The organism is Ensifer sp. (assembly GCF_035999185.1).
In the GTDB taxonomy this organism is placed as follows: domain Bacteria; phylum Pseudomonadota; class Alphaproteobacteria; order Rhizobiales; family Rhizobiaceae; genus Ensifer.
Genome location: NZ_DASYHB010000186.1, coordinates 1 through 15,166 on the forward strand (window position 1 = coordinate 1; position 15,166 = coordinate 15,166).

Genomic DNA, 15,166 nt, shown 5'->3' on the forward strand with positions numbered 1-15,166 from the left:
AGACTTTCAGGCATATTGGACACGTTAAGGAGATCATGACATGGCACGTGTAAAACGCGGCGTTACCGCCCACGCCAAGCACAAGAAGACGCTGAAGGCAGCCAAGGGCTTCTACGGCCGTCGCAAGAACACCATCCGCGCCGCCAAGGCAGCGGTTGACCGTTCGAAGCAGTACGCTTACCGCGACCGCAAGGTCAACAAGCGCAACTTCCGCGCTCTCTGGATCCAGCGCATCAACGCTGCCGTCCGCGAATTCGGCCTGACCTACGGCCGCTTCATCGACGGCCTGAACAAGGCTGGCATCGAAGTCGACCGCAAGGTTCTGTCCGACATGGCAATCCATGAGCCGGCGGCATTCGGCGCCCTCGTCGAAGCTTCCAAGAAGGCACTCGCCTACCTCAAGGAAGCCGGTACGACCAACGAGTTTGAAAGCGCTGTTCGTTAAGCCAGCGTTTTCCCAAAACCGTACTTAAAATTCGTTGGGAAACCCGCGCTGGCAGGGCTAGCGCGGGTTTTTCTTATTTTGCGGGATGAACGTGCACGACGATCGAAGGGGACCATCGACGGTTCCGGAGCTGGACGACGAACATATGAAGGTTCTGCTGGCAGCGCTCGCTGCCGGCAGGGAACGCGTTGAGTTCTGCCAGCTCAAGGATCGCAGCGTCTGGATCAAGCGCTACCGGCGCTCCGGCCTTCGCCTCAGCAACCGCATTCGAGGTCTCGCCGCGCGGCTGAGTGGGATCGCCATATTGCGGCCCTCTCCGCTGCTCGATGTCGACGGGATGATCGAGCGCGAAGTTCGCCAGATCGAGCATTTCTCTGCTGCCGGCTTCAGGACGCCACAGATCGTCTATCGCGGACCGGCCGTGCTGGTCCTCACCCATCTCGGCCTGCCGGTCAGCAAGCACATGGGCCCGTTGCGCGATAGCGACCCCGAAGCCCATGACCAGTTGCTGGTGCGGTGTGCGGCCGAACTCGGCCGCCTGCATGCCGCCGGCCTCTGCCACGGCCGACCGCATCCGCGCGATTTCGCCATCGACGGCGACGCGTTCGGCTTTCTCGACTTCGAGGAAGTTCCGGCGACGGTTATGCCGCTTGCAACCGCCCAGGCGCGTGACGTCTGGCTGCTGTTCCTGCAGGTGGCGAGCCGCTGCATGAAGCCGGAAACCCCGGCACGCGCCTTTGCCGCGTGGAAGGACGCAGCACCTGAGGATGCTCAAGGGGCGCTCTCGGAAATCATGCCTTTCTTCGTGCGTTTCCTGCCATTGGCGCGCTTTCTGCTGCGCCTGCGGAACGGAAACGACCTGATCCGCTACATTGCCGCGACGACCTATCTTGCGACCGCGACGCAAACTTAATCGCAAAGACTAGAACCGATATAGAACCGAACCCATTCCCGCATCGAGGCAGGACAGAATGAGCGAACTGGAAACACTGGAACGGACACTGCTGGCGGACATCGAAGCCGCCGGCGACGAAGGGTCGATCGAGGCGGTGCGCGTCAACGCGCTCGGCAAGAAGGGCTCGATCTCCGAGCTTCTGAAGACGCTGGGTACCATGACGCCGGAAGAGCGCCAGACCCGCGGCGCGCAGATCAATGCGCTGAAGACCACGGTTGCCGAAGCGATTGCCGCCCGCAAGGCTGCACTGAAGGACCAGGCGATCGCCGAGCGTCTTGCACGCGAGACGGTCGATATCAGCCTGCCGGTGCGCTCCTCGCCCGCCGAACGCGGCCGCATTCACCCGATCAGCCAGATCGTCGACGAGATCACCGCCATCTTCGGCGACATGGGCTTTTCGATCGCCGAAGGCCCTGACATCGAGACCGACTATTATAACTTCACGGCGCTGAACTTCCCCGAGGGTCACCCGGCGCGCGAGATGCACGACACCTTCTTCTTCAATCCGGACGAGAAGGGCGACCGCAAGGTCCTGCGCACGCACACTTCGCCGGTGCAGATCCGCACCATGGAAGCGCAGCAGCCGCCGATCCGCATCATCATCCCCGGCAAGACCTACCGCCAGGATTCCGACGCGACCCATTCGCCGATGTTCCATCAGGTCGAAGGCCTGGTGATCGACAAGACGGCGAACGTCGCCAACATGCGCTGGGTGCTGGAAGAGTTCTGCAAGGCCTTCTTCGAGGTCGACCAGGTGACGATGCGCTTCCGCCCGTCGTTCTTCCCCTTCACCGAGCCGTCCTTCGAGGTCGACATCCAGTGCGACCGCTCCGGCCCGATCGTCAAGTTCGGCGAAGGCACCGACTGGATGGAGATCCTCGGCTGCGGCATGGTGCATCCGAACGTGCTGCGCGCCGGCGGGCTCGACCCGGACGAGTATCAAGGCTTTGCCTGGGGCATGGGTCTCGACCGCATCGCCATGCTGAAATACGGCATGCCGGACCTGCGCGACTTCTTCAACGCCGACGTTCGCTGGATGACCCACTACGGCTTCCGCCCGCTCGACATGCCGACCTTGTTCGGCGGCCTCTCGGCCTGATCGCGTAGAATTATAGGACACAGGTGAAATCATGAAATTCACGCTTTCCTGGCTCAAGGACCACCTTGATACCGACGCCACGCTCGAAGAGATCTGCGCCCGCCTGACGATGATCGGGCTCGAGGTGGAAGACGTCGACGACAAGGCGGCCTTCAAGCCCTTCGTCATTGCCAAGGTCGTCTCGGCCGAACAGCACCCGAATGCCGACAAGCTCCGCGTTCTGATGGTCGACACCGGCAACGGCGCCCCGATCCAGGTGGTCTGCGGCGCCCCGAACGCCCGCGCCGGCCTCGTCGGCGCCTTTGCCGCTCCCGGCACCTATGTGCCCGGGATCGACGTGACGCTTGCCGTCGGCACCATCCGCGGTGTCGAAAGCCGCGGCATGATGTGCTCGGAAAAGGAACTGCAGATCTCCGAGGATCACAACGGCATCATCGACCTTCCGGCCGATGCGCCCGTTGGTACGAGCTACGCGACCTACGCCGGCCTCGACGATCCGATGATCGAGATCAACCTCACGCCGAACCGTCCGGATTGCACCAGCGTCTACGGCATTGCCCGCGACCTTGCGGCCTCCGGTCTCGGCACGCTGAAGGCACGGAAGGTGCCGTCCTTCGCGGTTGAAGGCGACACGCCGGTGAAGCTCACGCTCGACCTCGGCGAAGACACGCATCTCTGCCCGGGCTTTTCGCTGCGGCTGGTGCGTGGCGTCAAGAACGGCCCGTCGCCGAAGTGGATGCAGCAGCGGCTGCTCGCGATCGGCCTGCGCCCGATCAATGCGCTGGTCGACATCACCAACTACATGACCTTCGACCAGGGCCGGCCGATGCACGTCTTCGATGCCGCCAAGGTCAAGGGCAACCTGACGGTTCGCCGCGCCAAGGACGGCGAGACGGTGCTGGCGCTCGACCAGCGCGAATACAAGCTCGGCCCCAACAACGTCGTCATCGCTGACGACAAGGCGATCGAGTCGATCGGCGGCGTCATGGGTGGCGAACACTCCGGTTGCGACGAAAACACCACCGATGTGCTGATCGAGTCGGCGCTCTGGGATCCGATGAACATCGCCAAGACCGGCCGCACGCTCGGCATCATCACCGATGCGCGCTATCGGTTCGAGCGCGGCGTCGATCCGGAATACATGGTGCCCGGACTTGAGCGCACGACCGAACTGGTGCTTGAACTCTGCGGCGGCACGGCGGCGAAGGCCGAAGTGGTCGGCTATTCCGGCTACCAGCCGAAGATCGTCGACTTCCCGGTTTCCGAAGTGAAGCGGCTGACCGGTCTTCAGGTTTCCTCGGAAGAAAGCGTCTCGATCCTGACGAAGCTCGGTTTCGGCGTCGAAGGTTCGGGTGAGCGCTTCAAGGTTTCGGTGCCCTCGTGGCGCCCGGATGTCGATGGCAAGGCCGACCTCGTCGAAGAGGTCATGCGCATCCACGGCGTCGACAACATCGTCGCGTCCCCGCTGCCGAGCCATGGCACTGTCAACGGCAAGATCCTGACGACGCTGCAGATCCGCACCCGCCTTGCCAAGCGCACGCTGGCAAGCCGCGGCATGCTCGAAGCCGTCACCTGGTCGTTCATCTCTGAAGATCAGGCGAAGCTCTTCGGCGGTGGTGCTGCTGCCCTGAAGCTTGCCAACCCGATCGCTGCCGACATGTCCGACATGCGCCCTTCGCTGCTGCCGGGCCTTTTGACCGCTGCTCAGCGCAATGCCGACAAGGGCTTTGGCGACGTCGCGCTCTTCGAAGTGTCGGGCACCTATGAAGGCGACACGCCGGAGGCCCAGCGCCGCGTCGCCGGCGGCATCCGCCGTGGCACGGCCTCGCTCTCCGGCGCCGGTCGCCTGTGGTCGAACGCCGCCAAGGGCGGCGGCAAGCCGGTCGACGTGTTCGACGCCAAGGCCGACGCGATCGCCGTGCTTGAAGCCTGCGGTGTGCCGATGGGCAACGTCCAGTTCGAGCCGGGCGGTCCCGCCTGGTATCACCCTGGCCGCTCCGGCACGATCAAGCTTGGGCCGAAGATCGTGCTCGGCACCTTTGGCGAGTTCCACCCGAAGACGCTCGAAGCGCTCGATGTTTCCGGCGCTTTGTGCGGCTTCGAGATCTATGTCGACGCCATGCCGGAGCCGAAGAAGAAGGCGACCCGCACCAAGCCGGCGCTCGACCTTTCGCCGTTCCAGGCCGTCAAGCGCGACTTCGCTTTCGTCGTCGACAAGACGGTCGAGGCTGGCACCATCCTGCGTGCGGCTTCGGGTGCTGACCGCAAGTTGGTGACCGGCGTCAGCGTCTTCGACGTGTTTGAAGGTGCGTCGCTCGGCGAGGGCAAGAAGTCGATCGCCATCGAAGTGACCATCCAGCCGGTCGAGCGCACGTTGACCGACGAAGACTTCGAAGCGCTCACCGCCAAGATCGTCGCGAACGTGACGAAGACGACCGGTGGCGTGCTGCGCGCCTGATCTGCGCACAAAGACGTTTCATCCAAGAGGAGGGCCGCTGCACCGCAGTGGCCCTTTTTGTTGGACGTCATTCCATGCGCTGCATCAGTTCGATGCGGTTGCCGAAAGGGTCGTTGACGTAACACCGTCGGTATCCGGCAAGCGGCTCGTCCTCGACGATCGCGACACCGCCGGCTTCGAGCCGAAGGATCATCCGGTCGAGATCGTCGACCAGAAAAGCCGGGTGCGCCTTGTGGGCCGGCGCAAAGTCTCGGTCGATACCGAGATGCAGGCGGACGCCAGCCTGCTCGAACCAGCAACCGCCGCGGGCCGCGAGGTTGGCCGGCTTCATGACCTCAGTCAGGCCCAGGAGCACGCCATAGAAGCCGCGTGCCGCGTCTTCGCCGTCATTGGGCATGGCCAGTTGAACATGGTCGATGGCGAGCAGCCGGCCGGTCGGTGTAGCGCCTTTCGTGCCTTCCGTCATGCTTCGTGCAGGTGGTAGATCTTGTTGACGATCACCCAGCGGCCATCGATCTTGACCAGCGACAGATGGTCGGAAAAGCGCTCGCCGGCAAAACTGTCGATGACTTTCACGGTCGCGGCGTCGCCAGTGATGTCGATTTTCTGCACATCCATCTCCGGCTGGGTCCCGGGGGGCGAGGCGCCGGTCTCGACGATCGCCTTGATGAAGCCGTCACGCGTCATCCATTCGAGCGCGCCCTTGTAGTTACCGATGATTGCCGCATCCGGATGAAACGCCTTGCGCAGCGCCCCCTCATTGGCAAAGGCCATGCCGTCCACATAGAGGTGTACAACCGCGCTGATCGCCTGCTCGTCCGACATCCCCGCTCCTCCCCATCTGTTGCTTGATGATCAAAGGTAGTGCGCCCGGCGGGAATTTCGATGGGGTCTCTCCGCCCGCGGGGGGCGGAGAGAGTTTCGTTCAGCGATTGGTAAGGGCCAGCGAGGCGTCCGTGTAGCGCTTGCCTGCGACAAGCCCGGGCGACAACTGCTCTCCAAGGCGGACGCGCTCGTCGGCGCTGAGCACGACATCCGCTGCGGCCGCGTTCTGCTCCAGATGCTCGAGCTTGCGGGCGCCGGGGATCGGAACGATGAAATCGCCCTGGTTGATGACCCAGGCGAGCGCCAGTTGGGCTGCCGTCACGCCTTTTTCCGCTGCGAGCGCTGCGAGTGTTTCGACAAGACGCGCATTGGCATCGAAGTTCTCCGCCTGGAAGCGCGGCAAAGACCGGCGGAAATCGTCGTCGGCCAGATCCTCGGCCTTGCGGATCGCTCCGGTCAGCATGCCGCGCCCGAGCGGGCTGTAAGGCACGAAGCCGATGCCAAGCTCCCGGCAGGTGGCAAGCACGTCCTCTTCCGGGTCGCGGGACCAGAGAGAGTATTCGCTCTGGACGGCGGCGATCGGGTGAACCTTGTGGGCGCGGCGAATGGTGGCCGCACTTGCTTCCGAAAGCCCGATCGCTCGCACCTTGCCCTCGCGCACCAGCTCCGCCATGGCGCCGACGGTGTCTTCGATCGGCACGTCAGGATCGACGCGGTGCTGGTAGTAGAGGTCGATGACATCGGTGCCGAGCCGCTTCAACGAGGCTTCCGCGACCGCCTTTGCGTGTTCCGGCCGGCCGTCGACGCCCCGGATCGCCTGGGTTGAGGGAACACCCGGCTCGATGCGGAAACCGAATTTCGTGGCGATCGTCACCTTGTCGCGGACGGGCCCGAGCGCACTGCCGATGAGCTTTTCGTTTTCGAAGGGACCATAGACCTCGGCCGTATCAAAGAAGGTGACGCCGAGATCGACGGCACGATGGAGGGTGCGGATCGATTGCGCCTCGTCGCTGGCGCCATAGGCGAAGCTCATGCCCATGCAGCCGAGGCCGATGGTGGAGACGGTAAGGTCATTACCGAGTTTGCGGGTCTTCATGTCGTTTCCTTTCGGGGTGATACGCGGCCGAACACCTGGGGAGAGGCAAGACGGTTCGGGGCGTAGCGGTGGCCGAGGCGCATTCCGAATAGCTGCGGTGCGCACGCCGCGTCGGCGTCACACGTCCGGCTCCTCGCTCCGTCCGTGATGTCGCCGATGTTCAAAGAATAGAACTGCTGGGGGCGACCGAAAATCACTGTCAATTCTCACAGGCTGTTCTATCATTTCGATCAATGAACCGAACGCAACTCTCCCAACTTGCGGTGCTTGCCGCCGTTGCCGCCCACGGCAGTTTTCGCGGCGCCGCGCGCGAACTGGGCGTGGCTCCATCGGCCGTCAGTCACGCTGTCGGCGCCCTGGAGGCGAGCCTCGGTATTCGCCTCTTGGCACGCACGACGCGCAGCGTCGCGCCAACGGAGGAGGGAAGCCGCCTCCTGGAACGGCTGGCGCCGGCGCTCGACGAAATCGCCGATGCGCTGGAAGCCGCCGCGGACGCGCGTGAACGGCCGGCCGGGAACCTGCGCATAACCGCGCCGCGTTTTGCGGCCGATATCATCCTTGCACCCCGGCTGGGCGCGTTCCTCGACCTCTATCCCGAGATCGTGCTCGAAATCGCCAACGAGGATGGTTTCACCGACATCGTCGCACAGGGCTTTGACGCGGGCATCCGGCTCGGCGAAAGCCTGGAGGCAGACATGATTGCGGTGAAGGTCGGCCCGGAGCTCGAAAGCGCCGTGGTGGCGTCGCCTGACTACTTCGAACGTTTCGGTCGGCCGCAGCATCCGCGCGATCTTGCCCGACATCGCTGCATCCGAAGACGCTTCTCGAATGGTGCGCTCTATCGCTGGGAGTTCGAGAAGAATGGCGAGGAGCTGACGGTATCGGTCGAGGGGCCGCTGATCCTCGGGGAGGACAGGCCGATCATCAAGGCGGCGATCGGCGGCGCTGGTCTCGCCTATCTGTTCCTTTCCCGTGTCGAGACTTCCATTGCCGAAGGGCGGCTGGTGCGGGTGCTGGAGGACTGGTGCGCGCCCTATGCGGGTCCCTATCTCTATTATCCGAGCCGCCGGCAGATGCGGCCGGCTCTGCGCGCCTTCATCGATTTTTTCCGCCACGCCAGATAGCGCCGCTCTGGAATCGGGTGGCGCTTCAGTCCTTGGAACTGGAACGTCCGTGGTCACAGACTTGCAGCCTTTGTTTTGGGAGAAGAAAAATGAAAAAGCCCGGCTCGATGAAGGGTCTTGAGGATCTCGGGCGGGTGCGGCTGTCCAGAAACTTCTTCATGCGCGAGTTCCTGCATTCGGAGATCGCCGATTTTTACCGGATCCCGAACATTCCCGACGATCCGGATCTGGCGATCGAGGCGGGGCGGCGTCTGTGCGAAGAGCTGCTGGAGCCACTGGAAGCGACCTTCGGCCGCCTCGTCATCCGCTCCGGCTACCGCAACCGTGCCGTCAACGGCTTCGGCAACGCCAACGGTCTCAACTGTTCATCCAATGCGGCGTCGGCCGCCGACCACATCTGGGACATGCGCGATGCCGACGGCTGCATCGGCGCCACCGCCTGCATCGTCATCCCCTGGGCCTGGGATCGCCGCGGCGAGATCGGTGGCTGGCAGTCGATCGCCTGGTGGATCCACGACCATCTGCCTTACGCATCGCTCTGCTTCTTCCCGAAGCTCTGGGCCTTCAATATCCAGTGGCACGAGCGTCCCGTGCGCCGGATATCAAGCTTTATTCAGCCGCGTGGCCTCCTCACGAAGGCCGGCATGGCGAACCAGGGCGGCAGCCATGCCGAGGCCTACGCCGGATTTCCCGACTTGAGAAACGTGCCGAAATTGACCTTGTAGCGCACATGCTCGTCGGTGCCGGAGTAGCGGTCGTAGAGCCGCCGCGCCGTCTGATTGTCGGCCTCCGTGTACCAGTAGAGCCGATCCCAGTCCTTGTCCCGGCAGTGTGCGATCAAATCATCGATCATGGCGCGCGCCGCGCCCCGGCCACGTGCCGCCGGATCGACGTAGAGATCTTCGATGTAGCAGATCGGACGCCGAAAGAAGGTGGCGAGCTGTTCCTGGCAGATGGCAAAACCGACCGTCTCTCCATCGAGGATCGCCAACCGCGCAAAGAGCGGGGCTGACGGATCGATGAGCCGGCGCCAGGTGAGGTCGATGATGTCCTCGGCAAGGTCCGTGCCGGAAAAGGCGACATAACCGGCCCAGAGGCGGCGCCAGGCCGCCTCGTCGCCATCAGCCGCGGCGCGTATCGTCAATGCCATCGTGTTGGTCTGCCTCGGCCGTTCTTAGACATCGTTGAGTTGTCGGATGGCCTCGCCGGACAACTCAAGCTGTGCGGAACGAATGAGGCTCTGCAATTGCGCGAGGCTGGTGGCACTGGCGATCGGCGCCGTAATCCCCTTGCGTGTGCGCACCCAGGCAAGCGCGATCTCGGCTTGAGTTGCACCGGTCTCGGTCGCGATGTCGTCGAGCACGCCGAGGATGCGCATGCCACGCCCGTCGAGATACTTCTCGACGCCGCTGCCGCGTGCCGAGCCCTCGAGGTCCTTGTGCGTTCGGTATTTGCCCGAGAGGAAGCCGCGCGCCAACCCGAAATAGCTGATGACGCCGATCTCCTCGGAAATGCAGAGGTCGCGCAGAGGGCCTTCGAAACCGTCTCGGTCGTAGAGATTGTATTCCGGCTGCAGCACGGCATATCGCGGCAGGCCCAGGTTGGCCGACACGTCGAGCGCTTCGCGCAGTTGCAGCGAGTTGAGGTTGGAGGCGCCGATCGCGCGGATCTTGCCTTCGGACAGCAACTGGTCGTAGGCCGCAAGCGTCTCTTCGTAGGGCGTCTCCGGATCGGGCCAGTGGGAAAGATAGAGATCGATGTAATCAGTCTGCAGACGCTTCAAGGAATCCTCGACCGCCTGCAGGATCCAGCGTCGTGAAAGACCCTTGCGGTCAGGCCCGAGCTCGGAGCCGACCTTGGTGACGATGACGGCCTTGTCGCGCGACCGACCTGACTGTTTCAGCCATTTGCCGATGATCGTCTCGGACTCGCCGCCCTGGTTGCCCGGCGCCCAGGAGGAATAGACGTCGGCCGTGTCGACGGCGTTGAAACCGGCATCGAAGAAGGCATCGAGAAGGGTGAAAGACGTCTTTTCGTCGGCGGTCCAGCCGAAGACGTTGCCGCCGAAGACGAGGGGCGCGATGTTGAGGTTGGTGCGGCCAAGTCTCAGTTTTTCCATGGTTTCGCTCCATTGGACTGGATAGAGGCACTTAAGTCACGGGAGGGTGCGAAGGGAAAGATAGGGCAGAAAAGCTGACATTGTCACCCGCCTTTCGGCATTTTTCTGCTGGTCGCTCCCTCGCGCGCAACTGCAGCCTACCGCTTGCTAGGTACGTACCTCGGCGCTAGTCTCTGCCACCAAATCAGGGGAGCTTCATCATGCTACGTTTCGGAATTCTGTCGACGGCCAGGATCGGCCGCGACCTCGTCGTGCCGGCCATTCAGGACGCTGAAAACTGTGTCGTGTCGGCCGTTGCCAGCCGCGACTTCGAAAAGGCGCGGGCGATGGCCGATCGTTTTTCGGCGCCGCATGCCTTCGGGTCCTACGAGGAGATGCTGGCGTCCGACGTCATCGACGCGGTCTATATTCCGCTGCCGACGTCTCAGCACGTGGAGTGGTCGGTCAAGGCCGCGAATGCCGGAAAACACGTGCTGTGCGAAAAGCCGATCGCGCTGCGGGCTTCCGAAATCGACACGCTGCTCGCAGCCCGCGATCGCAACGGCGTGTTGATTGCCGAGGCCTTCATGGTCACCTACAGCCCGGTGTGGCGCAAGGTGCGTTCGCTCATCGCCGAAGGGGCGATCGGCCGGCTGCGCCACGTCCAGGGCGCCTTCACCTACTTCAACCGCGATCCCAACAATATGCGCAACATCCCGGCACTTGGCGGCGGCGGGCTGCCGGATATCGGCGTCTATCCGACGATCACCACCCGCTTTGTCACAGCCAAGGAGCCGGTACGGGTGCAGGCAAGCACCGATCGCGATCCGGAGTTTGGCACCGACATCTATTCGAGTGTCCGGGCAGACTTCGGCGATTTCGAGCTCAGCTTCTACATCTCCACCCAGCTCGCCGCCCGCCAGGTCATGGTGTTCCACGGCGACAAGGGCTTCATCGAGGTGAAGTCGCCCTTCAATGCCGACCGCTACGGTCGCGAAGAGGTGGAGCTGACAAACCAGAACCATGCCCAGTCGCAGCTCTTCCGTTTCCAGGATGCGCGCCAGTACAAGCTTCAGGCGGAAGCTTTCGCGCGCGCTGCCAAGGGCGAGGCAGAGGAAGTGGTGACGCTCGAAAACTCGCGCCTCAATCAGAAATTCATCGATGCCATCTATCGCGCCAGCGCCAAGGACGGCTGGGAGACGGTCTGACCGCATGGAAAAAAGGGCCCGGCGTCTCATCGCCGGGCCCTTTCCATGTCTTGCCCTGCGGCCGCCGTGTCAGGCAAGCGCTGCCCGTTCCTGCGCCAGGCCGCGCAGCTTGTAGAAGAGGAAGTCGGCAACCGTGATCAGGCCGATGACGATGAAGCAGATGCCGGCAGCCGAGAGCAACGGGTAAGCCGCGACAAGCAAGGCAAGGCTCGCCACCTGCCAGAGCACGTCACCGGTGATGCTGACACGCGCCGCGGCCGCCACCGGACCGCCGTTTCGGGCCGCCGAAAGGTGGAAGATGCCCCAGAAGAGCAGCCCCACCCCGAGCACCTTCAGCATCGCGGGTGTTGCCGCCGGGCTGAAGAGTGCTGCAAGCGGTGCCGCACCGAGGATCAGCACGGCGCCGACGGCAAGCGAATAGACGCCGTCGGCCAGGAAGGTCTTGTTGAGCAGGCTGCGGTTCGAGAAGGTCATGGTCGGCTCCATCCGTTTGTCGATGGCTGGAGATTGCCGGGTCGATGTCATTAAACCAATTACCTCTGAGGTAATGGATTTTACCCGCGGCGCGCGCCACTCTCCGGCAAACGGAGAATCACGGGCACATGCAATTTGGCGAACACTTGAAGGAATGGCGCGGGCATCGGCGCATGAGCCAGCTCGACCTTGCGATCGCCGCCGGCATTTCGGCGCGTCACCTGTCGTTTCTGGAAACCGGCCGCTCCAAGCCGTCGGAAGGCATGATCCTGAGGCTTGCCTCGGTGCTGGACATTCCGGCGCGCGACCAGGGCACGCTGTTTTCGGCAGCCGGCTATCGACCGCGCATGGCGACGCGCGCCGCCGCCGGACTGGAGGCCATGCCGCCGGCCGTCGCCAATGCCATCAGGCTCATCCTGGCACGCCATGACCCGTATCCCGGCCTGGTTCTCGACCACGAATACACGCTGCTCGTCGTCAATCCGGCGCTCGCAAACCTGGCGGTCGCCGCCGACGTGCCTTTCCAGCCGGGCGAAAACTTCCTCGACGCCTTTCTTGGCAACGAGAACGTTCGCGGACTGGTCCTCAACTGGGACGCGGCCGCTGCCGATCTCGTTCAGCGCGTGCGCACCGAGGCCTGGCTCCAAGGCCCGCGCAGCCGGCTCGGCAAGCGCCTGGAAAAGGCCGCGTCCAATCCCGCGGTCGCGCGCGCCATCGAAAATCACCCCGACACGGACCGTCTGCCGGTCCTGCCGATCGATCTCGACATCGGCGGCTTGCGCTTAAGCTTCATAACGACGCTTCAGACCTTCGGCTCGACACAGGACGCCCTTGTGGAGGGCGTGCTGATCGAATCCTTCTTCCCTGCGGACGAACAGACCAGGGCGTTTTTCGAGCGTAAGGGATAGGCCTGTCAGCGGTCACGCTGCAGGCCGATGGCGATCGCGCCGCAAAGGGCGAGCGCCACGCCCATGTTGTAGGCGCCGATGGCCGCAGCCGCCTGGATCCAGTCGCCGCCGATGCCAGCCAGCGCCACCAGCGCGGAGCCTGCGAGCATGCAGACGCGCGCCGATCGGAGGCCGCATATGGCAATGCCAAGTAGGAAGGAAGCGATGACGATCATGCGTTGATCCCTGCTATCCCTCAGGAGTTGATGATGATCATGCCGCTGATGATCAGCGCGGCCCCGACGGCGTAGCGCAGCGTCACCGCCTCGCCGAGGAAAACGGCGGCAAGCAGCGGCACCAGGCAGAACGTCAGCGCCATGAACGAATAGGCAATCGTCAGGGGCACCGACTTGATCGTGAAGATCCAGATGATCGTGCCGATGCCGTAGACGGCCAATGCGATGAGCAGGGTCGGGCTAAGCGCAAGCGCCAGAAGCCCTTTCGCGTTGGCAGCCCCGGTCTTGGCACTGGTCAGCTTGAAGAGGATCTGGCCGGCTGAAATCAGCACCGGCGTGAAAACCAGTCCAAACCAGACCGTGGGCGCGAGATTGAGATTGATCGCCATGCCTCACGCTTCTCTGTCTTCGCAATAGAAGATATCGCGGCCGATATCTACGCATTCGTGCCTGGCCGGAACGGGGTGGACCGCCCGCAGGAAGGAGTGGGTGTAGGGGAAGAAATTGAAGTGCGGATTGAAGGTGTAGCGGTACTCGCGCTCACGCGGCACGACGATGATCAGGCGCCGGCGGGTGATGCGGCGCAGCTCGGCAATCGCCTTGCGGTAGTCGAGGATGTGCTCGATGACGTGGGTGCAGACGACCGTGTCGAACGCACCGTCTTCGAACGGCAACTCCTCGATCATTGCCGCGACATATTCCACGCCCTCGATTTGCGCGGCATCGTCGATGGCGAAGTCGACGCCCGTGAGACGCTTGATTGCCGGGTTGGCTGCGCGGATACGCTTGAGCAGGACACCCGTGCCGCACCCGACATCGCAGACGCTGTCGCCGACAACACTGGTCGCGATCTTGCGTACGCAGGCTTCGGAGTTGTCCGTTCCCTCGTGAACCCGGGGGTGTTTCTTATAAAGGTCCTCGTACTCACCGGCCGACAGGAACGGCGCACGTGCGCGGAACTCTGACAGGTGTGCGATGTGCTTGCCCCAGGCGAGGCTGGCCATGCCGCGAAACAGGCGCGAATCCCTGAGGATCGGCGGGATGACGTCTTCAATGAGGAAGCGAATGCGGTTGGTCGTTTCCCGGTTCATGCGCGGCGTTCCCCGGCAACCCTTGTCATCGGCTGCGCTCCGGCCGTGCTGTCTCCGGTCTCGGCGACCTCCACAGGCGCGGCGCGCGCCGGCGTTGCTATGTAGTGCAGCCGAAGCTGTTCGGTGCGGGCGCGCGAGACCGAATCGAGAATGAGGCCGGCTGTGAACATCACCATGGTCACCAGAAGCAGCGCCAGCGAGAAGACCCAGGTCGGCATGCGGGGAACGAGCCCGGTCGCAAAATATTCAACCAGGACCGGCGTCATGAACGTCGCGCTGGCGGCGAGAAACGCGAGGCTGATGAGACCGAAGAAGGTGAAGGGCCGTGTTTCCTTCATCAGCAACACAAAGGTCCAGAGGATCTTTGCGCCATCCTTGAAGGTTGACAGCTTGGAGTGGGACCCCTCCGGGCGCCTGCCGTAATCGAGTTCGAGTTCGGCGACCGGCAGTTTCAGGCGTGAGGCATGGACCGACATTTCGGTCTCGATCTCAAAGCCGTTGGAGATCGCCGGGAAACTCTTGGCGAAACGTCGCGAAAACACGCGGTATCCGGAGAAGATGTCGTTGAAATCCGTGCCGAACATCGAGCGATAGAGGAGATTGAACATCCTGTTCCCAAGCGCGTGCCCCTGCCTGCCGGCATCGTCGTGAACGCCACGTCGCGTGCCGACAACCATGTCGGCGCGTTCGGTGATCAAGGTGCGCACGAGATCCTCGGCATCGGTCGGGCAATAGGTGCTGTCGCCGTCGGCCATGATGTAGATGTCGGCGTCGATATCGGCGAGCATCCGGCGCACCACGTGCCCCTTGCCCTGCCTGCGTTCGCGCACGACGGTCGCGCCGGCGAGCATTGCCTTCAGCGCCGTGCCGTCCGTCGAGTTGTTGTCGTAGACATAGATGTGCGCGCCCGGCAGCGCCATCTGGAAGCCTTGAACGACCTGCCCGATGGTGGATGCCTCGTTGTAGCAGGGCAAGAGAACGGCGATGTTGAAGCGGTCAAACATCCAGATGGCTCGGTTGCTGTTGGATTGCGCCATCATAGACATCAGGGTGTTAACAAGACCCCAAAGGGCACCGCGTCGGGTGGCCGGCAGGATTGCCTCGCAGCGCTTCCATGAGCTTAGCTTGAAGGTCTCACCATCTACCGGTTTTACGCTTTCTTGATTGCGC

At 63.3% G+C, this 15,166-nt stretch carries 18 protein-coding genes; 8 read left to right on the forward strand and 10 right to left on the reverse strand.

What is annotated here, in order from left to right:
* Positions 1 to 40 precede the first annotated feature (40 nt).
* The 4 genes from rplT (at position 41) to pheT (ending at position 4,957) form a co-directional block, all read left to right on the forward strand.
* Positions 41 to 445 carry a 50S ribosomal protein L20 gene (gene rplT / locus VGO04_RS25050; protein ID WP_275022268.1) on the forward strand — a complete coding sequence of 135 codons (405 nt, stop codon included), beginning with the start codon at positions 41 to 43 and terminating at the stop codon, positions 443 to 445.
* Between the two features lie 145 nt (positions 446 to 590).
* Entirely contained in the window at positions 591 to 1,358 is a 768-nt protein-coding gene (locus VGO04_RS25055; protein WP_327498666.1) for a serine/threonine protein phosphatase, read from the forward strand.
* Between the two features lie 58 nt (positions 1,359 to 1,416).
* Positions 1,417 to 2,499: a phenylalanine--tRNA ligase subunit alpha gene (pheS, locus tag VGO04_RS25060; protein WP_327498667.1), complete on the forward strand. Its 1,083-nt coding sequence runs from the start codon at positions 1,417 to 1,419 to the stop codon at positions 2,497 to 2,499.
* A gap of 31 nt (positions 2,500 to 2,530) precedes the next feature.
* A complete protein-coding gene (gene pheT / locus VGO04_RS25065; RefSeq protein WP_327498668.1) occupies positions 2,531 to 4,957 on the forward strand; it encodes a phenylalanine--tRNA ligase subunit beta in 2,427 nt (808 codons plus the stop codon).
* A gap of 67 nt (positions 4,958 to 5,024) precedes the next feature.
* Here pheT and VGO04_RS25070 read toward each other — a convergent pair whose 3' ends face one another.
* The 3 genes from VGO04_RS25070 to VGO04_RS25080 all read right to left on the reverse strand — a co-directional run bounded on the left by VGO04_RS25070 (position 5,025) and on the right by VGO04_RS25080 (position 6,878).
* Positions 5,025 to 5,423, reverse strand: coding sequence for a VOC family protein (locus VGO04_RS25070; RefSeq protein WP_327498669.1), 399 nt, complete (start codon positions 5,421 to 5,423; stop codon positions 5,025 to 5,027).
* A complete protein-coding gene (locus VGO04_RS25075) occupies positions 5,420 to 5,782 on the reverse strand; it encodes a nuclear transport factor 2 family protein (RefSeq protein WP_327498670.1) in 363 nt (120 codons plus the stop codon). The genes VGO04_RS25070 and VGO04_RS25075 overlap by 4 nt, the downstream gene beginning before the upstream one ends.
* A gap of 100 nt (positions 5,783 to 5,882) precedes the next feature.
* Positions 5,883 to 6,878, reverse strand: coding sequence for an aldo/keto reductase (locus VGO04_RS25080; protein WP_327498671.1), 996 nt, complete (start codon positions 6,876 to 6,878; stop codon positions 5,883 to 5,885).
* Positions 6,879 to 7,111: 233 nt separating this feature from the next.
* Here VGO04_RS25080 and VGO04_RS25085 point away from each other — a divergent pair, with 233 nt between their 5' ends.
* Positions 7,112 to 8,002 carry a LysR family transcriptional regulator gene (locus VGO04_RS25085; RefSeq protein WP_327498672.1) on the forward strand — a complete coding sequence of 297 codons (891 nt, stop codon included), beginning with the start codon at positions 7,112 to 7,114 and terminating at the stop codon, positions 8,000 to 8,002.
* An 89-nt stretch (positions 8,003 to 8,091) separates the two neighbouring features.
* The gene (locus tag VGO04_RS25090) at positions 8,092 to 8,727 is read left to right on the forward strand and encodes a hypothetical protein (protein WP_327498673.1); all 636 of its coding nucleotides are present in this window, start codon (positions 8,092 to 8,094) and stop codon (positions 8,725 to 8,727) included.
* Here VGO04_RS25090 and VGO04_RS25095 read toward each other — a convergent pair.
* On the reverse strand, positions 8,679 to 9,152 hold the full coding sequence (locus tag VGO04_RS25095) for a GNAT family N-acetyltransferase (protein WP_327498674.1): 474 nt from the start codon (positions 9,150 to 9,152) through the stop codon (positions 8,679 to 8,681). The two genes, VGO04_RS25090 and VGO04_RS25095, sit on opposite strands and share 49 nt — an antisense overlap.
* A 24-nt stretch (positions 9,153 to 9,176) precedes the next feature.
* Positions 9,177 to 10,121 (reverse strand): aldo/keto reductase, encoded by a 945-nt coding sequence (locus VGO04_RS25100; RefSeq protein WP_327498675.1) that lies wholly within the window; start codon positions 10,119 to 10,121, stop codon positions 9,177 to 9,179.
* A gap of 200 nt (positions 10,122 to 10,321) precedes the next feature.
* Between VGO04_RS25100 and VGO04_RS25105 the strand changes: the two genes are divergently transcribed.
* A complete protein-coding gene (locus tag VGO04_RS25105; RefSeq protein WP_327498676.1) occupies positions 10,322 to 11,308 on the forward strand; it encodes a Gfo/Idh/MocA family oxidoreductase in 987 nt (328 codons plus the stop codon).
* A 69-nt stretch (positions 11,309 to 11,377) separates the two neighbouring features.
* Here the strand turns inward: VGO04_RS25105 and VGO04_RS25110 are convergent, their stop codons facing one another.
* A complete protein-coding gene (locus tag VGO04_RS25110) occupies positions 11,378 to 11,782 on the reverse strand; it encodes a hypothetical protein (RefSeq protein ID WP_327498677.1) in 405 nt (134 codons plus the stop codon).
* A gap of 128 nt (positions 11,783 to 11,910) precedes the next feature.
* On the opposite strand from VGO04_RS25110, the gene VGO04_RS25115 reads away from it, so the two are divergent.
* The gene (locus VGO04_RS25115) at positions 11,911 to 12,690 is read left to right on the forward strand and encodes a helix-turn-helix domain-containing protein (RefSeq protein WP_327498678.1); all 780 of its coding nucleotides are present in this window, start codon (positions 11,911 to 11,913) and stop codon (positions 12,688 to 12,690) included.
* 5 nt (positions 12,691 to 12,695) lie between these two features.
* Here VGO04_RS25115 and VGO04_RS25120 read toward each other — a convergent pair whose 3' ends face one another.
* From VGO04_RS25120 to VGO04_RS25135, 4 genes are read right to left on the reverse strand one after another with little or no spacing between them, the layout of a single operon-like run.
* A complete protein-coding gene (locus VGO04_RS25120) occupies positions 12,696 to 12,905 on the reverse strand; it encodes a hypothetical protein (RefSeq protein ID WP_327498679.1) in 210 nt (69 codons plus the stop codon).
* 20 nt (positions 12,906 to 12,925) lie between these two features.
* Positions 12,926 to 13,294 carry a transporter gene (locus VGO04_RS25125; protein ID WP_327498680.1) on the reverse strand — a complete coding sequence of 123 codons (369 nt, stop codon included), beginning with the start codon at positions 13,292 to 13,294 and terminating at the stop codon, positions 12,926 to 12,928.
* Positions 13,295 to 13,297: 3 nt separating this feature from the next.
* Positions 13,298 to 13,996 carry a class I SAM-dependent methyltransferase gene (locus VGO04_RS25130; RefSeq protein WP_327498681.1) on the reverse strand — a complete coding sequence of 233 codons (699 nt, stop codon included), beginning with the start codon at positions 13,994 to 13,996 and terminating at the stop codon, positions 13,298 to 13,300.
* Positions 13,993 to 15,033: a glycosyltransferase family 2 protein gene (locus VGO04_RS25135; RefSeq protein WP_327498682.1), complete on the reverse strand. Its 1,041-nt coding sequence runs from the start codon at positions 15,031 to 15,033 to the stop codon at positions 13,993 to 13,995. Before VGO04_RS25135 ends, VGO04_RS25130 begins: the two co-directional genes overlap by 4 nt.
* Between the last annotated feature and the right edge of the window lie 133 nt (positions 15,034 to 15,166).